The sequence below is a fragment of the Agrobacterium sp. SOY23 genome (assembly GCF_027212525.1).
Taxonomy (GTDB): domain Bacteria; phylum Pseudomonadota; class Alphaproteobacteria; order Rhizobiales; family Rhizobiaceae; genus Agrobacterium; species Agrobacterium tumefaciens_I.
In genome coordinates this window covers 547,978-568,157 of the sequence record NZ_JAPWDT010000004.1, presented here as the reverse complement: position 1 = coordinate 568,157, position 20,180 = coordinate 547,978, and the positions used below count along the sequence as shown (strand labels likewise).

The window sequence follows — 20,180 nt, the reverse complement described above, 5'->3', positions numbered from 1 at the left end:
GGTGAACGAGCTGTCGCACCCCGTCACCCCGGACTGGATCCGGGGTCCAGTGCGATCAAGTCCTTGATCGCAGAAAGCTCCTTCACCGCGCAGACGTGCGGTGGCCGGATGTCGAATCTAGTCCGGCATGACGGAGGAGAAGATACAGGTCCTCGTCATCAACAGGTCGAAGCCCGCGCCCGAAACCGGTGCGGACCTCATCCTTTCCGGATACCCGGCAGCGCAGCGGCAAGTGCCCTGAGCGGCGCGGTCATATGTTTGTCGCGCCGCAGCGCGAGCGCGATCCGCCGTTCGAGCGGCGGGTCAAGGGAGCGCCATTCAAGCCCGGATGCCGCCCCCTCATGTTCCACGGCCATGCGCGGCACGATGGCAAGGCCAAGCCCCGCACCCGCGAGTTTCTTGATAGCCTCGACGCTGCCCAGTTCCATGGCGGGCTGCACGGTGCGGCCGCTTGCGGCAAACCATTGGTCCACGAGCTTGCGCGTATTGCCGCCCTCGTAAAGCAGCAGCGGTTGCGCCAAAAGCGTTTCGGCGGTCAGCGCCATTGCGGCAGGTACGGAGCTATGCGGGAAGACTGCGACGAGTTCGTCGAGGTGGATATCGCGGATATCGAGGCTACGGCCGCTGGCGGGCAGGGCCACCACCGCCGCGTCGATGGTATTGGCCTCCAGAAGCCGCAATATATCGTGGGTATTGCCGGTCTGCACGACGATATCGATGCCCGGCATGGCCTGCCGGATTTTGCCCAATACCGGCGGCAGCAGATAGATGCAGGCGGTGGCGCCCGTGCCGATGCGGAGCCGCCCCGTTACCCCGCTGCGATGCGGCGCGACGGTATCGATTGCATGCGCCACCTCTTCGGCAATGCGCCTTGCATGGATAAGGAAATCCCGCCCCGCCGCCGTCGGCTGCGCGCGCCTGCCCACTCTTTCGATCAGCCGCACGCCCAACTGCTTTTCAAGCAATCTGATGTGCAGGCTGATGGCCGGCTGTGTCAGCCCCGCCTTGTCGGCGGCCGCGGAAAAGCTGCCGAGATCGGCCACATCCATGAAACTGCGCATCTGCCTGAGATCGAGGTCTATCATCAAAGAAAACCTTATCGTTTGTATAAGACAGATAATCTTTATTTTGGCTGCGTCGCAATGCACAATGATGGCGTGAATGACCCGCAGGACAAGAGAATGACCCTTTCCACCGTTTCCAGCCTTTTGATCCGCCCCTGTGAAGAGGCGGATATTGCAGCCATTACCGAAATCTACCGGGATGCCGTATTGCATGGCCGCGCCAGCTTCGAGATCGATCCGCCGAATGTGGAGACGATGGCCGAGCGCCGCCGCCTGCTGGTGGAAGGCAACTATCCCTATCTTGTCGCCGAGCGCGATGGAAAGGTAGCTGGATATGCCTATGCCGGCGCCTATCGCGCCCGCCCGGCCTATGGCGCGACGGTCGAGGATTCCGTTTATATCGATCCGGCCATGAAGGGCATGGGCATCGGCCGCAAACTGCTCGATGCGCTGATCGTGGAGGCCACTGCGCGTGGCTTCCGGCAGATGATCGCCGTCATCGGCGACAGCGCCAATGCGGCTTCAGTCGGCGTGCATCGCGCTGCCGGTTTCGAACTTGTCGGCACCTTCAAATCCATCGGCTGGAAACATGGCCAGTGGCTGGACACGGTGCTGATGCAGCGTGCGCTCGGCGAAGGCGACACCACGCCGCGTTTCTGAACCGTCAGGACGGGATGGCGGAAAGTGTGAGCGGTTTTCGCCTGAAATCCCGCTCTCACCCCAGGAATCAAGGCTTCGCGGAGCCCGGGATTTCCACCTTCAGCGTATCGCCGGTAAGCTCGCTGCCCAGCTCCACCGCCTGGGTCTTCTTGTCATAGACGCAGATATGGCTGACCGTCGCATCCGCGCCCCCACTCTTCCCGGTGAGTTTGACCTTGCCGGTCAGGATGGCGAGACCGTAATTTTCGCTGCCGACCGGATCGACCACAACCTTGGCGTCCTCGATCATGTCCCTGGATGCGCCGAGGCAGGCCGTCTGCACATCCGCCACGAATTCCTTCCAGGCATCGTCCGACGATGCGGCAGCCGGCAGTGCGAGGGTGGAGAGGGCGGCGACGAGGATAAGGGGGCGGATCAGAGGGTGGGTCATGGAATTTCTTTCCTGCAAATTTGGTCCGGAGCGAACCGATAGGGTGGAAAACGGTACGCCGGGGTTGTGAAACAAATATGGTCGCCGCCGGCAGGAGAGGAATTTTCTCCTTTGTCGGAACATTTTGATATTTCGCAGGTTGCCCAAACGGAGCTTCGCTCCTATGGTCCGCTCACACGGTTTCTAGGAGCGGTAACCCGCTGCAAAAAGGAGTAAAAACCATGGCCTTCGAACTTCCCGAACTCCCCTACGACTACGACGCGCTTGCACCTTACATGTCGCGCGAGACGCTCGAGTTCCATCACGACAAGCACCACAAGGCATATGTCGATAACGGCAACAAGCTGGCTGCCGAAGCCGGTCTTTCCGACCTGTCGCTGGAAGAAGTCGTGAAGAAGTCCTTTGGCACCAATGCCGGTCTCTTCAACAATGCTGCCCAGCACTACAACCACGTCCATTTCTGGAAGTGGATGAAGAAGGGCGGCGGCGGCAACAAGCTGCCGGGCAAGCTTGAGCAGGCCATCGCTTCCGATCTCGGCGGCTACGACAAGTTCAAGGCAGATTTCATCGCTGCCGGCACCACGCAGTTCGGCTCCGGCTGGGCATGGCTCTCCGTCAAGAACGGCAAGCTTGAAATCTCCAAGACCCCGAACGGCGAAAACCCGCTGGTTCACGGTGCAGAGCCGATCCTCGGCGTCGACGTGTGGGAACACTCCTACTACATCGACTACCGCAACCTGCGTCCGAAGTACCTCGAAGCCTTCGTTGATAACCTCATCAACTGGGATTACGTCCTCGAGCGTTACGAAGCCGCTGCCAAGTAAGGCTTGCGGAACGGAATTTTCGAACACCCGGCCTTCGTGCCGGGTGTTCTGCTTTTGGTATGTCGCGCGTTGTCACAAGCCTGTCATCAGCCGGGGTTATCGCGGCGCATCATGACTGAAAAAAGCACACCTCTCTTCTCCTTCGGCATCGTCGCCGATCCCCAATATGCCGATGCCGATCCCCGCCCGGACATGGGCCGTTATTATGCCGAAAGCCCGAAAAAGCTGGCTGAGGCGATTGACGCCTTCAACCGTGAGGAGCTGGCCTTCGTGGTGACGCTTGGTGATATCATCGATCGCGGCTTTGAAAATTTCGATGCGATCCTCAGCGTTTATGACGCGCTTCGTCATCCTTCGGTGCTGTTGCCGGGCAATCACGATTTCGCCGTCGCGCCCGAGCATCTTTCCGCCATCCATGCCCGCCTTGGCATGAAGGCGCCATGGCATGATTTCGCCATCGGCAACATCCGTTTCGTCGTGCTTGACGGCAACGAGGTCAGCCTCTTCGCCCCGCCGCCCGGCGATCCGCGCCGCGCGATCGCGCAGGAGCGATTGAAAGCTCTCAAGGATGCGGATGCCATCAATGCGCAGGACTGGAACGCCTCACTGAGCGACGGGCAATTCGAATGGCTGCGCACCGTTCTGGAAAAGGCGGATGCGGCGGGCGAAAAAGTGATCGTGCTGTGCCATTATCCCGTTTATCCGGAAAACGCCCACAACATGTGGGACGCGCCGCGCATCCTCGATCTTCTCGGCTCCCATCCGTCCGTTGCCGCATGGTTCAACGGCCATAATCACGAGGGCAATTACGGCCTGCTCGGCACCACCCACTTCGTCAATTTCAAGGGCATGGTGGATACGCCGGACCAGAACACCTTCGCCATCGCCGATGTCTTTGCGGACCGGATCGTCATTCGCGGTTTTGGGCGGGAGGAGAATCGCCTTTTACGGCTGTGAGTACGGGCTCGCCGGCTGGTTGCTCTGCCAGCCGCTCATCCACAATTGCCGCAGCTTCTCGCCTTCCATCTTGAAGAAGCTGCCCGTCGCGGCGCAGCCCAGCACCCGGTCGGAACGGAAATTGCGGATCGCGTGGCGCAATTCGCACCAGGCGACAATATTCACCGTCTCGGAATAATAGATCACCGCAATCGGCCGAATCCGTCGCTTCGTTTCCGCGCCGCTTTCGTCGCGATAGCTCAGGTCCAGCCGCTCTTCATCACGCACCGCCCGCCTGACCATAGCAAGATCGATGCCGGCGGGGGCGGGCGCGATGCTGCCCCAGGCGTGCAGGGCATTGGCGGAAAGCGTCTTCGACAGCGGTTCGGGCAGGGAGGCGGCGATCTTGTCGCTGACCTTTTTCGCCGCCTGGCGCAGTTCCGCGTCACTGGAGCGGCCGACCATGGCGAGCGCCAGCACGATAGCCTCAGTTTCTTCGATGGAAAACATCAGCGGCGGCAGGTTGAAGCCGGGACGCAGGATGTAACCGACGCCGCGCTCGCCTTCGATCGGCACACGCATGGTCTGAAGCGCGGCGATATCGCGATAGACCGAGCGCACCGTCACTTTCAGCATGTCGGCAATCGTCTGCGCGGTCACAGGGCGGCGCGCCAGCCGCAGAATCTGGATGATCTCGAATAGTCTCGACGCCTTGCGCATAGCCGTTTCCTGGTGGTTCTCCCGACGCAACTGACACAACGCTGTCAGTTGGCTTTCCCTATAAACGGAAAAACACATTGAGAAACATGGATTTTCCCGAATGTGTCGTGAACCGCTTTGGGAGATACTGACATGAGTTACGCCGAAAATCTCTGGCTTTTCTTTCTTGTCCTGTTCGGCATCATCATCCTGCCGGGCATGGATATGCTGTTCGTGCTGGCAAGCGCGCTGACGGGCGGCAGGAGAACCGGCCTTTCCGCCGCAAGCGGCATGAGCGCCGGCGGCATGGTGCATTCGCTTTATGGCGCCCTGGGTGTCGGCATGCTCGCGGCCTGGATGCCGTCGCTGTTCCTGCCGCTGCTGGTCGCGGGGGCGGCCTACATGGTCTGGATCGGCATCGGCCTGATGCGCAGCGCAATCGTCGTGAATGGCGATGAAGCGCAGGCGAGCGCCTCGGTGAGGAAAGCATTCTGGCGGGCGGTGCTGACCTGCCTTTCCAACCCGAAGGCCTATCTGTTCATGATGGCGATCTATCCGCAATTCCTCAAACCCGCCTATGGCCCGATCTGGATGCAGGGGCTGGTGATGGGCGCGATGGTGGCGGTGACGCAATTCACCGTTTATGGCGCATTGGCGTTGACGGCGGACAGGAGCCGGCAATGGCTCGTGTCCTCGCCTGCCGCCACCATCTTCATCGGCCGTGCGGCCGGTTTCATGCTGATTGCCGCCGCACTTGTCACGCTGTGGGAGGCCCTGTCCTAGACTTCTGTTTTCACGATGGAATTCACCGCAATGTGACTTCTTTTCGCCATCCGGAAAGGGCATCCTCGCGCCGTTCCATCTAGCGCCCGGTGTCCCAGCCGGAATCAAGGAGAGTGTGCATGAAACTGAAAACCATCACGGCGGCCATGCTGTTCGGCTGTCTTTGCGCCGGAGCTGTCTATGCTGCCGGCGAAGTCGAAAAACGTGAAGGCTTGATGAAGCAGATCGGCGGCTCCATGGGTGCGCTTGCCGCCATATCCAAGGGTGAGAAGCCCTTTGACGCTGCCGCCGTCAAGGCCGCCGTGACCACCATCAGCACCAATGCCAAGGCTTTCCCCGACCAGTTCCCCGCCGGCACCGAGACCGGCAGCGCGGCCGCTCCCGCCATCTGGGAAAACTTCGCGGACTTCAAGGCCAAGGCCGCCAAACTTGGCACGGATGCGGATATGGTTCTCGCCAATCTGCCCACCGATCAGACCGGCGTTGCCACCGCCATGAAGGCGCTCGGCGCCGATTGCGGCACCTGCCACCAGACCTATCGTCTGAAGAAGTGATCCTTTTCAAAACGCCGCTTCCCGGCGGCGTTTTTTCAGCTCGAAAGACGCCTGATCCGGTCAGGTGAGAATGGGGAGGGGCATGTCTTCCATCTGGACCAAACTTGCGGGTGGCATCGTGGTCGCGGCCATTGCGGGTTACGGTATTTTCGCTTGGGTCACCGCGCCCCAGCGTCAGGCACCCAGCCATTGGGTCAGCCTCGGCGAGCCGGATCTGGCCAATGGCGAAACGCTGTTCTGGGCCGGCGGCTGCGCAAGCTGTCATGCCGCACCCGACGCCAATGGCGAGGCGCTGTTGACGCTTTCGGGCGGGCAGGCGCTGAAAAGCCCCTTCGGCACCTTCCATGTCCCCAATATTTCCTCCGATCCGCAGCACGGCATCGGCGGCTGGACGCTGGCGGAATTTGGTGACGCCATGACGCGCGGTGTGGGCAGGAATGGCGAACATCTCTATCCGTCCTTTCCCTATGCCTCCTATGCCCGCATGACGCAGAAGGACATCAACGATCTCTTCGGATATCTGAAGGTTCTGCCGGCCAGCCAGAACGATGCGCCGGATCACGAGCTGCCGTTCCCCTTCAACCTGCGCATGGCGCTGGGCGGCTGGAAATTCCTCTATTTCGATCCCGCCGCACCGCCGCGCATCGAACTTGCCAATGCCAATGCCGAATTGCTGCGTGGCCAATATCTGGTGGAAGGGCCGGGCCATTGCGGCGAATGCCACACGCCGCGCAATGCGCTTGGTGGTTTCGTGAAGGATCAGTGGCTGGCCGGCGGCCCCAATCCGGAAGGCGAAGGCCGCATTCCTGATATCACGCCCGGTTCGCAAAGCATCGGAAGCTGGGCCGAAGCCGATATTGCCAGCTATCTGGAAACCGGCTTCACCCCGGAATTCGACAGCGTCGGCGGCTCCATGGTCAAGGTGCAGCAGAACATGGCGCATCTGACAGCCGAAGACCGCGATGCGATTGCCGCCTATCTGAAGGCCATTCCGGCGCGGTAACCCTCAGCCGTCATGCCGGACTAGATCCGGCATCCAGCCACGGCGCGTCTACGCCGTGAAAAGAGTGTCTTGCGATCAAGGACTTGATCGCGCTGGACCCCGGATCAAGTCCGGGGTGACGGGAAAACTCTGCACATAGGCCCAATGGCAACCCCGCGAGCACATCAAACGTGTTGCCGCCATTGACTCCCGCCCGCACCCGACGGATAACAACCCTGTGATGGTTCCTTCCGGGCGTTCCGGAAGGTGAAAAGGGAACACGATAGGGAGAAATCCTCATTCGTGGCTGCCCCCGCAACTGTGAGCGGAGAGCCTGAAACGAAATGCCACTGGCAAGCCATCTCGCCCGGAACCGGAGTTTCCGAGCAGGGTGAGGGCGATACCGGGAAGGTGTTTCAGGTTTTGACCCGCAAGCCAGGAGACCTGCCATCACGGAAATATCCATGCCGGCGGGGTGTCCGGAAGAGCGGAATTTCAGGGCGGCGGGATCAATGCCTCCCTGTGTCAGTCTCGTATCCCCGTGGTGAAGTATATCGCATGTGGTCTTGCGGCTTGTGCCGTTCGGCCGTGTCCAAAGGCGCGGGGTCGCGCCGGAGAGGGGTCACCATGTCCATCAACCAGAATACGGCCAATTCAGCCGCGTCTGCAAAAACAGCCAGCTTCGCGCAATCGCTGACGGCGATCGTGCTTGGCCTGTTCGTCGTCGGTTTTGTCGGCTTTTCCCATGTGGAAGCCGTTCACAATGCCGCGCATGACACGCGCCATGCCAATGCCTTCCCCTGCCATTGAGGGGAAACGGCATGTCATCTTTTCGCAATATCGTCTTTACCGCCATTCTCGTCGGCATTCTCGGCGGTTTCGCCGTGTCTGCCATGCAGGCTTTCGGCACCACGCCGCTCATCCTGCAGGCGGAAACCTATGAAAGCGCCGGCGAAGCGCCGCATAGCCATGATGCGCCGGCGCCCGGCGCTGCCGTTCCCGCCCATGAGCATAATGACGAGGCCTGGGCTCCGGCCGATGGTTTCGAGCGCACCGCCTATACGGTTGCCGCCAATGTGCTGACCGCCATCGGTTATGCGCTGGTGCTGACCGGCCTCATCTCCTTGCGCGGCACCAATACCGGCTGGCGTGAAGGGCTTTTGTGGGGCGTCGCCGGCTTTGCTGCCGTCATGCTGGCCCCGATGATCGGCCTGCCGCCGGAACTGCCGGGAAGCCCGGCCGCCGCACTTGAGGCACGGCAGATCTGGTGGCTCGCAACCGTTGCCGCAACCGCGGGCGGCATTGCGCTCATCGCCTTCCGCCGCGAACCCTGGGCCATTGTGCTGGCGCTGGTGCTGATCGTCGCGCCGCATGTGGTGGGTGCGCCCTTGCCGCCGGAAGGTGAACATGCGCTGGCACCGCTGCCGCTGGAGCGTCAGTTCATCGTTGCCGCCACCATCACCAGCTTCGTCTTCTGGGCGTTGCTCGGCACATTGAGCGCGTTTTTCCTGAAGCGCTTCCAGCAGGCATAAGCCCATGCAGGACGCAGCGGAATGGAGTGAGGAACTCGATGCGCTGCGTTTTGCCGTTCCCGGTCACGGCGCGCCCTGCGCCGTGCACCGGCTTGCCTTCAAGGCAATCCTCGGGGCAACCCCGGGACGCGAGGCGGCTCTCGCCTGTTTTCATGATCATGAGGCCGCCTTTACCGCTGCGGCGCTCAGCAAGATAAAACGCTCGAATTTACCCGCCGGCCGCAGCCTGCATCTGAACAGCCGCGATATTCGCCGGGCGATAGCGGGTGAGGGCGATGCGTCGGCGCCTCGCGTTTGCCGGGTGCTTGATCGATCTTGACTGGCTCGATATTCCCACCTCCGTCATCCCGGCCTTGAGCCGGGATTCAGTCGACGCGCGTCTGCGCGGCGGCGAGAAGAGTCTTTTTCAGCCCAAGGACTTGGGCTGGCTGGATTCCGGCTCAAGGCCGGAATGACGGGGAAGTGGAGGGTTGTAAAGCATTGAGGCGGATGCGCCTCACCGATGCTCCGCCGCAAAAACCTGAAGTTCCGCCTCGGCTTCCGGACCAAAGAGGCCGAGGCTTTTCAGAATTTCCACCGCAAAACTCACCGGCGCGCTGCCGGCCGCCGTGATGATGCCGCCATCGCTGACCGCTTTCGGCTGGTCGCGATAAAGCGCCTCACCGTTGTACGCCGGATAGGCCTTGTGCGATGCCAGCGCATTGCCGGTATGGGCGACATTGTTCAGGATACCCGTGCCCGCCAGCGCGCTTGCCGCCGCGCAGATACCGGCGACCAGCCGGTCCTGCTCGCGAAACCGCTTGACCAGCCCGCCAAGATCGGCAGCCGTTCCCTTTTCCCAGCTGAGACCGCCGGGAATGACGAGCGCATCGATATCAGCGGGATCGAGCGCGTCATAGGAGGTGTCCGGCGTCACCTTCAGCCCGCCCATCGAGGTCACCGGCCTGCCATCAGGTGTGGCGTGAATGATCTCGGCACCGAGATAGCCGCGCGCTGCCGCAGCAAGCAGCGCCGGCTCCCAGTCAGCAAAATCCTGTGCCAGCGCAATGGCGATCCGTGTCATGGTGGTCTCCGTCGGTTTTAATCAGGCGATGGACTGCATGTAGCGCATGCCGGTGACCGGCCGCGGTGCGAAATCCATGTTTTCGTAGAAACGATGCGCCGCGACATTGCCGGTCGTGGCGCTGACGGAAAGATAGTCGCAACCGAGGCGCTTGGCGATATCGCGGGCGCGGGACACCAGATGCTGGCCGGTGCCATGGCCACGATGGCCGTCACGCACGAAGAGATGGTGCAGCTCCAGCCCGCGCCGGCCTTCCTGCGCCCTGTAGAGCGGCAGAAGCAGTGCGTAGCCGATCAGCGCGCCATCGGCCTCGGCCACAAGGCCATGCACCCAGGGAAGGGGGCCGAACAGGTCGCGTTCCAGCTTTGCGGGCGTGATGGCCGCCGCATCGCCGTGGTAGGAGGCAAGCAGCGTGATCATCTCGTTGAGTTCGGGCAAATCCGACTTGCGCGCGCCGCGAATGATGACGACGGGCGGTCTTTCCAGTGTGAGGGAGCTATCTTCGGTCATTTTTTTGGTCCTTTGGTCTTATCGGTGCCGTCAGGACGTTTGAAAACAACAAAGCCGCCTGACGGCGGCTTGTTGACAATATGATCTGTCGAGCCGCCTCTTAGAGGTAGGCCCAAAAGTACGAGCAGGAGATGGGTGCGCGTTCGTTGATCATGGAAAATGCAATGCGCCCGAATCCGCAATCTGTCAAGCGGCTTCAGGAGGCAAAGCGTGCGATTGCTGAAACAATGGCGTCTTCCATCCCCGCATCGCCCGTGGAATGCCCGGCTCCGTCGATGGCGATCAGCTCGCTTCCCGGCCATGCGGCTGCGAGTTCATAAGCGGTGACGGGCGGTCCCTGCAAATCGCGCATGCCCTGAACGAGCACGCCGGGAATGCCCGCCAGACTACCGGCATTGCGGAGAAGCGCGCCATCCTCGAGCCAGGCGGCGTGGTGAAAATAATGGGCGCAGAGGCGGGCGCGAGCGAGAATATAGCCGCTGTCGCGCCATTTTTCCGGGAAGGCTGAGGTGCTTTCCGCGGTAATGGAACCCGCCTCCCACAGATGCCATTCGAAGGCGGCCATCGCGCGGATGGCAGGGTCGGGGTCGTGCAGAAGTTGGTGATAGGCGGCAACCGGGTCATCCTTCGGCAGATGATCCGGTATCGCGGCAATAAAGCGTTGCCATTGCTGCGGCAGGAACATCGCCAGCCCCTTGTAGAGCCAGTCGATCTCTTTCCGCCGCGTGGTGGTGACGCCCGCCAGCACCACGGCGCGCACCCGTTTCGGATGGCGCTGGGCGTAGGCCAGCGCAAGTGAGGCTCCCCAGGAGCTGCCGTAAACCAGCCAGTCATCGACCATGAGCGCGGAACGGATGGCTTCCATGTCAGCGATCAGATGATGTGTGGTGTTGTGTTCGAGGCTCTCGGCGGCGTTGGGCGTGCTTTTGCCGCAGCCGCGCTGGTCGAACTGGATGATGCGGAAAAGGGCCGGATCGAAATAGCGCCGCGCCGTCGCCGACAGTCCCGAACCGGGACCGCCATGCAACAGGATCGCATCGCGACCCGCCGGATTACCGGCAATCGTCACATGCAGCCGGTGTCCTTCGGAAACCTCAAGGAAAACGGTCTCGAACGGGGTGATTTGGGGAAATATCGCGGCCATCCGGCATCCCTTCTTCAAGCGGGTGGGAGGCGCATACAGGGCACGGATGACAGTTGAATGTCAGCCCCGTTCCGGGCCGGCTCTAGTGCTCACCCTCGCACATGCCGTGGTTGGACAGCGCGCGGATAACGTAACAATCCTCGATCGAATGGCCATGGCAATGGGAGACGATGCGTTCCAGCTCGTGCTCCAGCTTTTTGAGGCTGGCGATTTTTTCGCGCACATGGGCAAGATGTTCGGCGGCGATGCGGTCCGCGCCTTCACAGGGCATCTGGCGATGCTGGCTAAGTGCGATCAGCTCGCGGATGGCCTCGATATTGAGCCCGAGATCGCGCGCATGGCGGATGAAGGCCAGTCTTTCGAGGTCGGATTTTTCATAACGGCGCTGGTTGCCGTCCGAACGGTCCGCCTCGCGGATGAGGCCCATCTGCTCGTAATAGCGGATCGTCGGCACCTTGACGCCGGTGCGTTTCGACAGTTCACCGATGGACAGCATGGCTTTCTCCATATCCGTGGCGCAACGGCGGGAGAACGGGGTGGTTCCGCCGCTCCGGGGTCCGATGCTCTAGTCTCTAGAGATATGGCTTTTCCGCCCGCGGTTCAATGGGGTTCAGGCGGTCTCTTCCACACCCAGCGCCTGTGCCAGCGCCTTGAGAACCTCATTCTCTAGGTTGGGCGCGGCTTCCGGCTGTGCGGCGGCCATCTCAGCGGCGGGCGTGGTCGTGGTGGATGCGCCGCTGTCGAGGTTCCACAGGGCGGCGGCAAGGCTGGCGGAAACGCTGGCGGCGGGCGCAACAGCCGTGGTGACGCTTTCGACGCTTGAAATGGCGCGATGCGCGGTCTGGGTCAGCTCCAGCAGGGCCTCGGTGGCGGATTGGGTTTGCTTGCCCTTTGCGGGCTCAAGGCTCCGGGTCGGAATGGCATAAAGGCTGCTGCTGGTTGCTGCGATAGTCGTCATGACTGAGTCCCCCTAGGTTCTGAGGGTCCTTTTAGGAGCCGAAACATTCGCGAAGATTGCGCCAGTCGGGACTTGAACGGAAAATCATCGCAATATAGTATACCCCCCTATAGTATATGAGGTGCTCATGTCCCATACGATCCGCAACAAGGAAAAGCTTCTCGCCCGCATCCGCCGCCTGAAGGGGCAGATGGAGGCGGTGGAGCGCGCATTGGACGAGGCCAAGCCCTGCGGTGAGGTGCTGCAATTGCTGGCTTCGGTGCGCGGCGCGCTTTCCGGCCTGACCGGGGAGGTGATGCAGGAGCATCTGCACGAACATGTGGTGCATGCCGAAAACGAAGACGAACGGGCGCGGGCGGCGGAAGAGCTGGCCCAGGTGCTGAAGACCTACATTCGCTAGCAAGTCTCCAAAAGCGCGCTTTTCCGAGGAAGAGGCGCGCGCAATAAACCGCTCTAAAAACGAACAGGATCAGCGACATGACGACGACATCCGAATTTCCCGCCACAGCCGGCCATGAGCATGTTTTTCTCGGCCAGGACCATGAACGCAACGAAAGACGCGTATGGATGGTGATTGCGTTGACCGCCGCGATGATGGTGGCCGAAATCGTCGCCGGCCACTGGTTCGGCTCCATGGCGCTGACGGCGGATGGCTGGCACATGTCCACCCATGCCGGCGCGATGCTGATCTCGGCGCTCGCTTATCTTTATGCGCGGCGCGAGGCACGCAATCCGCGCTTCACCTTCGGCACCGGCAAGTTCGGTGATCTGGCGGGTTTTGCCAGCGCCATCGTGCTGGCGGTGGTGGCGCTGCTCATCGCCGTTGAAAGCGGCATGCGCCTCGTCAATCCTGTCGAGATCGATTTCAACCAGGCGATCCTCGTCGCCATCATCGGCCTTGCCGTCAATCTCGTCAGCGCCGTGCTTTTGAAGGATGACCATCACCACGATCATGGCCACGGTCATGCTCACGGTTCACATGCCCATCACGACCATGGCAGCCACGCCCATCACGATCACGGTTCGCACGCGGATCATGGTGAGCACGGCGCAAAGGGCGGCAGGGACAGTAATCTGCGGGCGGCCTATCTGCATGTGCTTGCCGATGCGCTGACTTCGGTTCTCGCCATCGTCGCGCTGCTGCTCGGCAAGTGGAACGGCTGGTCCTTCCTCGATCCGGCCATGGGCATTGTCGGCGGTCTGGTCATCGCCCGCTGGTCATGGGGGCTGATCCGCTCGACGGCAACGACCCTGCTCGATGCGGTGCCGCCGACGGAATATCTGCCGCAGGAAATCCGTGAGAGCGTGGAGACGGAAGAGGACCGCATCACCGATCTGCATGTCTGGCAGGTGGGGCCGGGGCATCACGCAGCCATCGTCGCCATCCATTCGCAGGCGCCGAAGGCGCCGGCCTTTTACAAGCAGAAACTTGCCGCCATACATGAACTCTCGCATGTGACGGTGGAAGTCAGCCCGGCAAGGGTCTGATCGGAATCGCTTATTCGGTATATTCCGAATAGGCGCCGCGCACCCATTCGGCCTGTGCTTCCGCCCTGTCTTCGGCGGAGGCGGCCGGGGTGTCCTGATAAGCGGGCGCGCTGCCATTGCCGACGGCCCACAACACATTGGCCAGCGACTGGGAGAGAATGGTGCTGGAAACGGTGGGGTTGCCGGGGCCATGTTTCACGGCCTGTTCCTCCGGCGCGTTCTGCGCGCCGCCGGCTTTTTCGATGTCGCGGATGCGACCCTGATAATTATATCCGCCAATATTGCTTTCGATCTGCATGTTGGTGATTCCGCGTTCAAAAGTTAACGAATGGTTAATGGCGGCGACTTGTCTGAAGCTTGCGCTTGCTGCATTGCAACGACGGTCAAGGGTTGACAGCCGGCGAAGTAGTGCTTCGTTTTTGCGTGGGGAACATGCAGAAGTGCACAGGGTGTTTGTTCTTGCAGCTTCATGCTGCTGACAGCAAAGGCACCCCATTCCCGTCATTCCGGCCTTGAGCCGGAATCCAGCCGACGCGCGTCCGCGCGTCGCGAAGAGTCTTTTCAGCCCAGGGACCCGGGCTGGCTGGATACCGGCTCAAGGCCGGTATGACGAAAACACTAGACGTCGTGAACGCAGTAACGCGGTCGGTTCCTACTCACGCTCACGCCGTTTCCTTCTCAGCCGGAGCAGCAGGCTCCCGCATCTTCTCCTCCACCTCACCCGTCGCCACCGTCTCCTGCGGTGCGGGCGTCACCATGGCTGCCACCAGCGTCTCAAGCCCGATGCTGCCGACCGGCTTGCCGTCCTCGTTCACCACATGGGCCTGGGTCTCGTTGGCTTCGGACATGTCGCGGGCGATGGTCTCCAGCGTCGCCGTTTCCGGCACCGGCATGCCTTCCGGGCGGCTTTCGAGCGGTTCCATGACAGTGGTCGCCTGCAGCACGCGGCCGCGATTGACGTCGCGCACGAAGTCGGTGACGTAACCATCGGCCGGGGAAAGGATGATGCTCTGGCCGTCACCCTGCTGCACCACCTCGCCGTCCTTGAGAATGGCGATGTGGTCGCCGAGCCGCAGCGCCTCGTCCAGATCATGGGTGATGAAGACCACGGTCTTCTTCAGCTCCTGCTGCAGATCGAGCAGCATGGTCTGCATATCGACGCGGATCAGCGGATCGAGCGCCGAATAGGCCTCGTCCATCAGGAGAATATCGGCATCATTGGCAAGTGCCCGGGCAAGGCCCACACGCTGCTGCATGCCGCCGGAAAGCTGGTTCGGATAATAATCCTCGTAACCGGCAAGGCCGACACGCTCCAGCCAGTACCGGCCCTTTTCTTCGCTCCTGCTGCGCGGTACGCGCTGGATATCGAGGCCGTAGACGCTGTTTTCCAGCACGGTGCGGTGCGGCAAAAGGCCGAATTTCTGGAACACCATCGCCGTTTTGTGGCGGCGGAACTGCCTGAGCGCCGAAGCGCTCATGCCGCAGATATCCTCGCCATCGTAAAGAACTTCACCGGCCGTTGGGTCGATCAGCCGGTTGATATGGCGGATCAGTGTCGACTTGCCGGAGCCGGAAAGGCCCATGACGACGGTAATCTTGCCGCCCGGCATGGTGATGTTGATGTTGTTGAGGCCAAGAACGTGGTTGTGCCTGTCGTTCAGTTCGGTCTTGTCCATGCCGGATCGCACCGCTTCGAGATATTTCTCGGGATGCTTGCCGAAGATCTTGTAAAGATTCCTGATTTCGATGCTTTTAGCCATGGGAGACCTCCCGGTATTTCTGCAGGCGCTTGCCAAAAGCCTGGCTCGCCCGGTCGAACATGATGGCGATGGCGACCAGAGCGAAACCGTTCAGGAAGCCCACCGTGAAGAACTGGTTGTTGATGGCCTGCAGCACGTTCTTGCCGAGCCCGCCGACACCGACCATGGAGGCGACGACGACCATGGCGAGCGCCATCATGATGGTCTGGTTGATGCCGGTCATGATGGTGGGCAGCGCCAGCGGCAGCTGCACGTTGAACAGCTTCTGGCCGTTGGAGGAGCCGAAGGCATCGGCTGCTTCCAGCACTTCGCGATCAACGAGGCGAATGCCGAGGCTGGTCAGGCGGATGACGGGCGGAATGGCATAGATCACCACTGCGATCAGGCCCGGTACCTTGCCGATGCCGAAAATCACCACCACGGGGATGAGATAAACGAAGCTGGGCAGGGTCTGCATCACGTCGAGCACGGGATTGATGAGGCGTTGCAGGCGCTCCGAACGACCCATCAGGATGCCGAGCGGCAGGCCGATGACGATGGCGATCAGGGTGGCAATGGCGACGATGGAGAGCGTTGTCATGGCGTCGCGCCAGAGGCCGACCGCGCCGATCATCAGCAGGGAGATGGCGGTGCCGCCGGTGATCTTGATGCTGCGTCCGGCCAGATGCACGATGGCGAGAATGACCAGCATCGTGATGATCCACGGTGTCTGGATGAACAGCCGCTCCGAGGCATTAAGGAAAAGCTGCAGCGGATGCACGATGACGTCGATCGCATCACCGTAATTGCGTACGACATCGCGAAAACCGTCATCGATGGTCTTGCGTGCCACACGCATCGTGGAGTTGTCGATTGCCGGGAACTTGCAGAGCATGTCCGGCAGGTAAGTGCAGAGGGGCATTGTTGTTGTTTTCCGTTTGGGGTTTGGGGATGGGGGGAGGTTGGTGCGCGGGGCACCCCCCTCTGTCCTGCCGGACATCTCCCCCACAAGGGGGAGATCGACCTGCGGCAAAGTCTCGCCCATCTAGATGGTTGAGGATGAAGCGTGAAAGCGCGCCCAGCCGATCTCCCTCCTTGTGGGGGAGATGCCCGGTAGGGCAGAGGGGGGTAAAGCCCCGGATACCACCGAAGCTTCTCCTCCCATCAATCAATCACATCGAAGCCTTGATCTTCTCCGCCACCTCGGCCGGAACCCACTTCGTCCAGATTTCCTCGTGGTTCTCGAGGAAATATTCCGCGCCATCCTCGTTGGTGCCCTGGTTTTCATTCATCCAGGCAAGGATTTCGGCGACCATCCTGTTGTCCCAGTTGCGGGCCTTGATGTAGTCCATCGTCACCCCGGCCTTGCCCTCGAAATCCTTGGTAATGACGGTATAGACATCGGCCACCGGATAGGCGTTCACCTTCGGGCTGGCGCAATCGACCTTCGCCGTGCACTCGTCGAAATGGGCGCGGTCGAGTTCGACGCCGTCATCCAGCTTCACCATCTCGTATTTGCCGAGAATGGCGGTGGGTGACCAATAATAGCCGAGCCAGCCCTGCTTCTTTTCGAACGCATTGGCGATCGAGCCATCAAGACCCGCGGCCGAGCCGGTGTCGACCAGCGTGAAGCCCTTTTTGTCGCCTTCGCGCGCCTTGTAGAGATTGGCGGTGGTTACCTGGCAGTTCCAGCCGGACGGGCAATTGTGCACGGCGCCCTTGCTGGCGTCTTCCGGGGCGGGGAAAAGTTCGGGATGTTTCAGCGCGTCCTCGACGGTCTTGATATCCGGGTGCGCGTCGGCGATGAATTTCGGAATCCACCAGCCTTCGATGCCGCCCTCGCTCAAAATCTTGGAAGCCTCGATCATGCGGCCTTCCTTGACGGCGGCGTCGAGCGGCTCGCGCACGGCGTTCACCCACAATTCGGGCGCCATGTCCGGCTGGCCCTTTTCGTTCATGGAAGCGAAGGTTGGCATGGTGTCGCCGGTCACGACATTGACCGTGCAGTCATAGCCGTTTTCCATGATGAATTTGTCGACGTAAGCCGCGACACCGGCGGATGCCCAGTTCATTTCGGCAATCGTGATGCTGCCGCACGTTTCGGCGGCCTTGGCGGAATGTGCTGCACCGGCAGCGATGGTAAAGCCCGTTACGAGAATGGTCGAGGCCAGGAGTTTCTTCATGTGGAGACCTCCAAGTCTGATGCAGTGTTTTCAGTTGGCAAAGCGGGAGCACTGCAAAGCCCGGATTGCCAAGGGCGAACTGACATGGCGCGTGGAGAAGCCGAAAAAATCCGGCAGAAAGAATATCCGCAAGACGTGCTGCGGGGTTGCCGCGAGAAGGGCGGAGAAAAGGCGCATGAATATGTCAACGACCGGCATAATACGGCCAAAAAGTGATATTGCAACGCGAAATGGCGCATCGCAGCCATGCGATCGATTTTCGGAACGTTTTTAGATTTGGCGTAATACATAAAATGTATTTCGCATTTACGCGGGTATATTTAGTAATTCAGTAAAATGAAATAGAAAACCAATGGATATCAAGTCTGAGTTTAAAGAGAAAATAAACTCGTGATTTTGTAGAAAAAATATTTAGAAAGAGGTTTTTTGAGGGTATTTTCGCACTGTTGAGGTCCGGGCGGCCACCCTGTCGCCGCCCGTTTCACGGTCAGGATGTCACACGGCGTCTTTGCCGGCCACCTTCAGCGCGAAGGCATATTCGAAGGCTATTTCCTCCAGCCGCTGGAAACGGCCGGACTTGCCGCCATGGCCCGCCGCCATGTTGGTCTTGAGCAGGATCGGGGCTTCCCCCGTCGTGTTCTCGCGCAGCTTCGCCACCCATTTGGTCGGTTCCCAGTAGGTTACGCGCGGATCGGTGAGGCCGGAAAGCGCAAGGATCGGCGGATAGGCCTTGGCGCCGACATTGTCATAGGGGCTGTAGGCGGCGATCCACTGATATTCCTCCGCCGATTCCAGCGGATTACCCCATTCCGGCCATTCCGGCGGGGTGAGCGGCAGGGTGTCGTCCAGCATGGTGGTCAACACGTCCACGAAGGGGACGGCGGCGATGATGCCGGCGAATTTCTCCGGCGCCATATTGGCGACAGCCCCCATCAGCATGCCGCCGGCAGAACCGCCTTCGGCGATGATGCCCTCATAGGAGGTGAAACCTTCCTGCACCAGATGATCGGCAGCGGCGATGAAATCCTTGAAGGTGTTCTGCTTGGCTTCCATCTTGCCGGTCTCGTACCATTCGAAACCCTTGTCCTTGCCGCCGCGAATATGGGCGATGGCATAGATGAAACCACGGTCGGCGAGCGACAGCGTCGTGGTGGAGAAGGAAGCGGGAATGGTGATGCCGTAAGCGCCATAACCATAGAGCAGGCAGGGGGCGGAACCGTCGAGCGCCACATCCTTGCGGTAGAGCAGGGAGACCGGCACCAGCTCGCCATCATGGGCAGGGGCCATGATGCGACGGGTAATGTAATCATCCGGATTGTGGCCGGAGGGTACTTCCTGCGTCTTCAGCAGCGTGCGCTCGCGCGTCACCATGTCGTAATCGAACAACTGGCTCGGCGTCGTCATCGAGGAATAGGAGAAGCGGATGACGTCGGTGTCATATTCCGCCGCACCATGCAGGCCGAGAGAATAGGCCTCTTCGGCAAAGGCGATGGAATGCTCCTCGCCCGTGCGGCGGTCGCGAATGACGATGCGCGGCAGGCCATCGCGGCGCTCCAGCCAGATGAGATGGCGGGCATAGGCATCGACGGAAAGAATGAGACGGCCCGGCTCATGCGGCACGACTTCTTTCCAGTTTTCCTTGCCCGGTGCTGAGACCGGTGCTTCGACGATGCGGAAATCCTTGGCGTCGCCGTCATTGGTGAGGATGAAGAAGACGTCGCCGCCTTCGCACATCGAATATTCGATGCCCTCTTCGCGCTCCGCCACCACCTTCGGCTCGGCCGTCAGGTCACCGGTGGAAAGAATGCGATATTCGCTGGTCTCATGGTCGTGAATGTCGATGAAGATGAAATCGTCGAGCACGGATGCACCGACGCCCATGAAGAAGCCGGGGTCCTTTTCCTCATAGACCAGACGGTCGGTCGATTGCGGCTCGCCGATAATGTGGTGGAAGACCTTCGAGGGACGGTGGTTCTCGTCCTGCAGCGTATAAAAGAAGCTCTTGCCGTCCGGCGCCCAGGCCCCACCGCCGCCGGTGTTTTCAACGATATCGGCAAGATCTTCGCCGCTTTCGAGGTTGCGGATGCGCAGGGTGAAATATTCCGAGCCCTTGTCGTCGTAACCCCAGATACCGTGGCTGTGATCGGAGGACTGGTCGAGACCGGAAAGGCGGAAATAATCCTTGCCCTCGGCCTCCTTGTCGCCATTCAGCAGCACATGTTTTTCGCCGCCGCCGCGCGGGGTGCGAAAATAATGCGGCTGTTCGCCACCGGTCACGAACAGCGTGCCATAGGCATAAGGTCCGTCATTGACCGGCACGGAGGAATCATCCTGCTTGATGCGGCCCTTCATCTCCTCGAACAGCTTTTCCTGAAGCGCCTTGGTGTCGCCCATGGCCGCTTCCATATAGGCGTTTTCCGCCTCCAGATGGGCGCGGATGGCGGGGTCGAGGATGGAGGTGTCCTTGAACATGGCCTGCCAGTTATCGGCCCGGAACCATGCATAATTGTCGGTGCGGGTAATGCCGTGATGCGTGTCCTGAACGGGCCGTTTTTCGGCGGTCGGGGCAGCGGGGAGATTCTTGAAAATCGGCAAGGGAAACTCGCTTTCGTATGAAAATCGATATGCGCA

General features: G+C 60.8%; 25 protein-coding genes and 1 riboswitch. Of the genes, 12 read left to right on the top strand and 13 right to left on the bottom strand.

Annotated elements, in window-relative coordinates; all coding sequences use genetic code 11:
* Nucleotides 1-197: 197 nt before the first annotated feature.
* Nucleotides 198-1,085 (bottom strand): LysR family transcriptional regulator, encoded by an 888-nt coding sequence (locus tag O3S81_RS15105; RefSeq protein WP_269344349.1) that lies wholly within the window; start codon nucleotides 1,083-1,085, stop codon nucleotides 198-200.
* 96 nt (nucleotides 1,086-1,181) lie between these two features.
* On the opposite strand from O3S81_RS15105, the gene O3S81_RS15100 reads away from it, so the two are divergent.
* The gene (locus tag O3S81_RS15100; RefSeq protein ID WP_269344347.1) at nucleotides 1,182-1,724 is read left to right on the top strand and encodes a GNAT family N-acetyltransferase; all 543 of its coding nucleotides are present in this window, start codon (nucleotides 1,182-1,184) and stop codon (nucleotides 1,722-1,724) included.
* Between the two features lie 67 nt (nucleotides 1,725-1,791).
* Here O3S81_RS15100 and O3S81_RS15095 read toward each other — a convergent pair whose 3' ends face one another.
* A complete protein-coding gene (locus O3S81_RS15095; protein WP_269344345.1) occupies nucleotides 1,792-2,154 on the bottom strand; it encodes a hypothetical protein in 363 nt (120 codons plus the stop codon).
* Nucleotides 2,155-2,375: 221 nt separating this feature from the next.
* Here O3S81_RS15095 and O3S81_RS15090 point away from each other — a divergent pair, with 221 nt between their 5' ends.
* Together O3S81_RS15090 and O3S81_RS15085 are read left to right on the top strand one after the other, a co-directional pair.
* A complete protein-coding gene (locus tag O3S81_RS15090; RefSeq protein ID WP_006700042.1) occupies nucleotides 2,376-2,978 on the top strand; it encodes a superoxide dismutase in 603 nt (200 codons plus the stop codon).
* Nucleotides 2,979-3,089: 111 nt separating this feature from the next.
* Nucleotides 3,090-3,935 (top strand): metallophosphoesterase, encoded by an 846-nt coding sequence (locus O3S81_RS15085; RefSeq protein ID WP_269344344.1) that lies wholly within the window; start codon nucleotides 3,090-3,092, stop codon nucleotides 3,933-3,935.
* Here the strand turns inward: O3S81_RS15085 and O3S81_RS15080 are convergent.
* The gene (locus O3S81_RS15080; RefSeq protein WP_269344343.1) at nucleotides 3,924-4,634 is read right to left on the bottom strand and encodes a helix-turn-helix transcriptional regulator; all 711 of its coding nucleotides are present in this window, start codon (nucleotides 4,632-4,634) and stop codon (nucleotides 3,924-3,926) included. The two genes, O3S81_RS15085 and O3S81_RS15080, sit on opposite strands and share 12 nt — an antisense overlap.
* A 132-nt stretch (nucleotides 4,635-4,766) precedes the next feature.
* Here O3S81_RS15080 and O3S81_RS15075 point away from each other — a divergent pair, with 132 nt between their 5' ends.
* The 6 genes from O3S81_RS15075 (at nucleotide 4,767) to O3S81_RS15050 (ending at nucleotide 8,783) form a co-directional block, all read left to right on the top strand.
* Complete coding sequence (locus tag O3S81_RS15075) at nucleotides 4,767-5,396, top strand: LysE family translocator (protein WP_269344342.1); 630 nt, start codon at nucleotides 4,767-4,769, stop codon at nucleotides 5,394-5,396.
* A 119-nt stretch (nucleotides 5,397-5,515) separates the two neighbouring features.
* Nucleotides 5,516-5,950 carry a c-type cytochrome gene (locus tag O3S81_RS15070; protein WP_269344341.1) on the top strand — a complete coding sequence of 145 codons (435 nt, stop codon included), beginning with the start codon at nucleotides 5,516-5,518 and terminating at the stop codon, nucleotides 5,948-5,950.
* Between the two features lie 82 nt (nucleotides 5,951-6,032).
* A complete protein-coding gene (locus O3S81_RS15065) occupies nucleotides 6,033-6,953 on the top strand; it encodes a c-type cytochrome (protein WP_269344340.1) in 921 nt (306 codons plus the stop codon).
* A gap of 204 nt (nucleotides 6,954-7,157) precedes the next feature.
* Nucleotides 7,158-7,398: riboswitch (cobalamin riboswitch) on the top strand.
* A gap of 161 nt (nucleotides 7,399-7,559) precedes the next feature.
* Nucleotides 7,560-7,742, top strand: coding sequence for a CbtB domain-containing protein (locus O3S81_RS15060; RefSeq protein ID WP_269344339.1), 183 nt, complete (start codon nucleotides 7,560-7,562; stop codon nucleotides 7,740-7,742).
* Nucleotides 7,743-7,753: 11 nt separating this feature from the next.
* Complete coding sequence (locus O3S81_RS15055) at nucleotides 7,754-8,464, top strand: CbtA family protein (protein WP_269344338.1); 711 nt, start codon at nucleotides 7,754-7,756, stop codon at nucleotides 8,462-8,464.
* 4 nt (nucleotides 8,465-8,468) lie between these two features.
* Nucleotides 8,469-8,783 carry a hypothetical protein gene (locus O3S81_RS15050; RefSeq protein ID WP_269344337.1) on the top strand — a complete coding sequence of 105 codons (315 nt, stop codon included), beginning with the start codon at nucleotides 8,469-8,471 and terminating at the stop codon, nucleotides 8,781-8,783.
* Between the two features lie 177 nt (nucleotides 8,784-8,960).
* Here the strand turns inward: O3S81_RS15050 and O3S81_RS15045 are convergent, their stop codons facing one another.
* The 5 genes from O3S81_RS15045 to O3S81_RS15025 all read right to left on the bottom strand — a co-directional run bounded on the left by O3S81_RS15045 (nucleotide 8,961) and on the right by O3S81_RS15025 (nucleotide 12,139).
* Nucleotides 8,961-9,527, bottom strand: coding sequence for a type 1 glutamine amidotransferase family protein (locus tag O3S81_RS15045; protein ID WP_269344336.1), 567 nt, complete (start codon nucleotides 9,525-9,527; stop codon nucleotides 8,961-8,963).
* 21 nt (nucleotides 9,528-9,548) lie between these two features.
* Nucleotides 9,549-10,037 carry a GNAT family N-acetyltransferase gene (locus O3S81_RS15040; RefSeq protein WP_269344335.1) on the bottom strand — a complete coding sequence of 163 codons (489 nt, stop codon included), beginning with the start codon at nucleotides 10,035-10,037 and terminating at the stop codon, nucleotides 9,549-9,551.
* A 196-nt stretch (nucleotides 10,038-10,233) separates the two neighbouring features.
* Nucleotides 10,234-11,181 carry a prolyl aminopeptidase gene (pip, locus tag O3S81_RS15035; protein WP_269344334.1) on the bottom strand — a complete coding sequence of 316 codons (948 nt, stop codon included), beginning with the start codon at nucleotides 11,179-11,181 and terminating at the stop codon, nucleotides 10,234-10,236.
* An 82-nt stretch (nucleotides 11,182-11,263) separates the two neighbouring features.
* A complete protein-coding gene (locus O3S81_RS15030) occupies nucleotides 11,264-11,677 on the bottom strand; it encodes a MerR family transcriptional regulator (protein WP_269344333.1) in 414 nt (137 codons plus the stop codon).
* A 114-nt stretch (nucleotides 11,678-11,791) separates the two neighbouring features.
* Entirely contained in the window at nucleotides 11,792-12,139 is a 348-nt protein-coding gene (locus tag O3S81_RS15025) for a hypothetical protein (protein WP_269344332.1), read from the bottom strand.
* A 127-nt stretch (nucleotides 12,140-12,266) separates the two neighbouring features.
* Here O3S81_RS15025 and dmeR point away from each other — a divergent pair, with 127 nt between their 5' ends.
* Nucleotides 12,267-12,539, top strand: a complete 273-nt coding sequence (dmeR, locus tag O3S81_RS15020) for a Ni(II)/Co(II)-sensing transcriptional repressor DmeR (protein WP_269344331.1) — start codon at nucleotides 12,267-12,269, stop codon at nucleotides 12,537-12,539.
* Nucleotides 12,540-12,616: 77 nt separating this feature from the next.
* On the top strand, nucleotides 12,617-13,627 hold the full coding sequence (dmeF, locus tag O3S81_RS15015) for a CDF family Co(II)/Ni(II) efflux transporter DmeF (protein ID WP_269344330.1): 1,011 nt from the start codon (nucleotides 12,617-12,619) through the stop codon (nucleotides 13,625-13,627).
* 10 nt (nucleotides 13,628-13,637) lie between these two features.
* On the opposite strand, the gene O3S81_RS15010 is transcribed toward dmeF, so the two are convergent.
* From O3S81_RS15010 to O3S81_RS14995, 4 genes are all read right to left on the bottom strand, one after another.
* Nucleotides 13,638-13,925: a hypothetical protein gene (locus O3S81_RS15010; RefSeq protein ID WP_269344329.1), complete on the bottom strand. Its 288-nt coding sequence runs from the start codon at nucleotides 13,923-13,925 to the stop codon at nucleotides 13,638-13,640.
* A 364-nt stretch (nucleotides 13,926-14,289) separates the two neighbouring features.
* Nucleotides 14,290-15,387, bottom strand: coding sequence for a quaternary amine ABC transporter ATP-binding protein (locus O3S81_RS15005; protein ID WP_269344328.1), 1,098 nt, complete (start codon nucleotides 15,385-15,387; stop codon nucleotides 14,290-14,292).
* Nucleotides 15,380-16,288 carry an ABC transporter permease gene (locus O3S81_RS15000; protein WP_269344327.1) on the bottom strand — a complete coding sequence of 303 codons (909 nt, stop codon included), beginning with the start codon at nucleotides 16,286-16,288 and terminating at the stop codon, nucleotides 15,380-15,382. The genes O3S81_RS15005 and O3S81_RS15000 overlap by 8 nt, the downstream gene beginning before the upstream one ends.
* Before the next feature lie 250 nt (nucleotides 16,289-16,538).
* On the bottom strand, nucleotides 16,539-17,549 hold the full coding sequence (locus O3S81_RS14995; RefSeq protein ID WP_269344326.1) for an ABC transporter substrate-binding protein: 1,011 nt from the start codon (nucleotides 17,547-17,549) through the stop codon (nucleotides 16,539-16,541).
* On the opposite strand from O3S81_RS14995, the gene O3S81_RS14990 reads away from it, so the two are divergent.
* A complete protein-coding gene (locus O3S81_RS14990; RefSeq protein ID WP_269344325.1) occupies nucleotides 17,550-17,765 on the top strand; it encodes a hypothetical protein in 216 nt (71 codons plus the stop codon).
* A 279-nt stretch (nucleotides 17,766-18,044) separates the two neighbouring features.
* Here O3S81_RS14990 and O3S81_RS14985 read toward each other — a convergent pair whose 3' ends face one another.
* A complete protein-coding gene (locus O3S81_RS14985) occupies nucleotides 18,045-20,144 on the bottom strand; it encodes a S9 family peptidase (RefSeq protein ID WP_269344324.1) in 2,100 nt (699 codons plus the stop codon).
* Nucleotides 20,145-20,180 lie beyond the last annotated feature (36 nt).

Coding starts and splice junctions, on each gene's coding strand:
- O3S81_RS15105 (WP_269344349.1), bottom strand. CDS start 1,085: ATGATAGACCTCGATCTCAGGCAGATGCGCAGTTTCATGGATGTGGCC.
- O3S81_RS15100 (WP_269344347.1), top strand. CDS start 1,182: ATGACCCTTTCCACCGTTTCCAGCCTTTTGATCCGCCCCTGTGAAGAG.
- O3S81_RS15095 (WP_269344345.1), bottom strand. CDS start 2,154: ATGACCCACCCTCTGATCCGCCCCCTTATCCTCGTCGCCGCCCTCTCC.
- O3S81_RS15090 (WP_006700042.1), top strand. CDS start 2,376: ATGGCCTTCGAACTTCCCGAACTCCCCTACGACTACGACGCGCTTGCA.
- O3S81_RS15085 (WP_269344344.1), top strand. CDS start 3,090: ATGACTGAAAAAAGCACACCTCTCTTCTCCTTCGGCATCGTCGCCGAT.
- O3S81_RS15080 (WP_269344343.1), bottom strand. CDS start 4,634: ATGCGCAAGGCGTCGAGACTATTCGAGATCATCCAGATTCTGCGGCTG.
- O3S81_RS15075 (WP_269344342.1), top strand. CDS start 4,767: ATGAGTTACGCCGAAAATCTCTGGCTTTTCTTTCTTGTCCTGTTCGGC.
- O3S81_RS15070 (WP_269344341.1), top strand. CDS start 5,516: ATGAAACTGAAAACCATCACGGCGGCCATGCTGTTCGGCTGTCTTTGC.
- O3S81_RS15065 (WP_269344340.1), top strand. CDS start 6,033: ATGTCTTCCATCTGGACCAAACTTGCGGGTGGCATCGTGGTCGCGGCC.
- O3S81_RS15060 (WP_269344339.1), top strand. CDS start 7,560: ATGTCCATCAACCAGAATACGGCCAATTCAGCCGCGTCTGCAAAAACA.
- O3S81_RS15055 (WP_269344338.1), top strand. CDS start 7,754: ATGTCATCTTTTCGCAATATCGTCTTTACCGCCATTCTCGTCGGCATT.
- O3S81_RS15050 (WP_269344337.1), top strand. CDS start 8,469: ATGCAGGACGCAGCGGAATGGAGTGAGGAACTCGATGCGCTGCGTTTT.
- O3S81_RS15045 (WP_269344336.1), bottom strand. CDS start 9,527: ATGACACGGATCGCCATTGCGCTGGCACAGGATTTTGCTGACTGGGAG.
- O3S81_RS15040 (WP_269344335.1), bottom strand. CDS start 10,037: ATGACCGAAGATAGCTCCCTCACACTGGAAAGACCGCCCGTCGTCATC.
- pip (WP_269344334.1), bottom strand. CDS start 11,181: ATGGCCGCGATATTTCCCCAAATCACCCCGTTCGAGACCGTTTTCCTT.
- O3S81_RS15030 (WP_269344333.1), bottom strand. CDS start 11,677: ATGCTGTCCATCGGTGAACTGTCGAAACGCACCGGCGTCAAGGTGCCG.
- O3S81_RS15025 (WP_269344332.1), bottom strand. CDS start 12,139: ATGACGACTATCGCAGCAACCAGCAGCAGCCTTTATGCCATTCCGACC.
- dmeR (WP_269344331.1), top strand. CDS start 12,267: ATGTCCCATACGATCCGCAACAAGGAAAAGCTTCTCGCCCGCATCCGC.
- dmeF (WP_269344330.1), top strand. CDS start 12,617: ATGACGACGACATCCGAATTTCCCGCCACAGCCGGCCATGAGCATGTT.
- O3S81_RS15010 (WP_269344329.1), bottom strand. CDS start 13,925: ATGCAGATCGAAAGCAATATTGGCGGATATAATTATCAGGGTCGCATC.
- O3S81_RS15005 (WP_269344328.1), bottom strand. CDS start 15,387: ATGGCTAAAAGCATCGAAATCAGGAATCTTTACAAGATCTTCGGCAAG.
- O3S81_RS15000 (WP_269344327.1), bottom strand. CDS start 16,288: ATGCCCCTCTGCACTTACCTGCCGGACATGCTCTGCAAGTTCCCGGCA.
- O3S81_RS14995 (WP_269344326.1), bottom strand. CDS start 17,549: ATGAAGAAACTCCTGGCCTCGACCATTCTCGTAACGGGCTTTACCATC.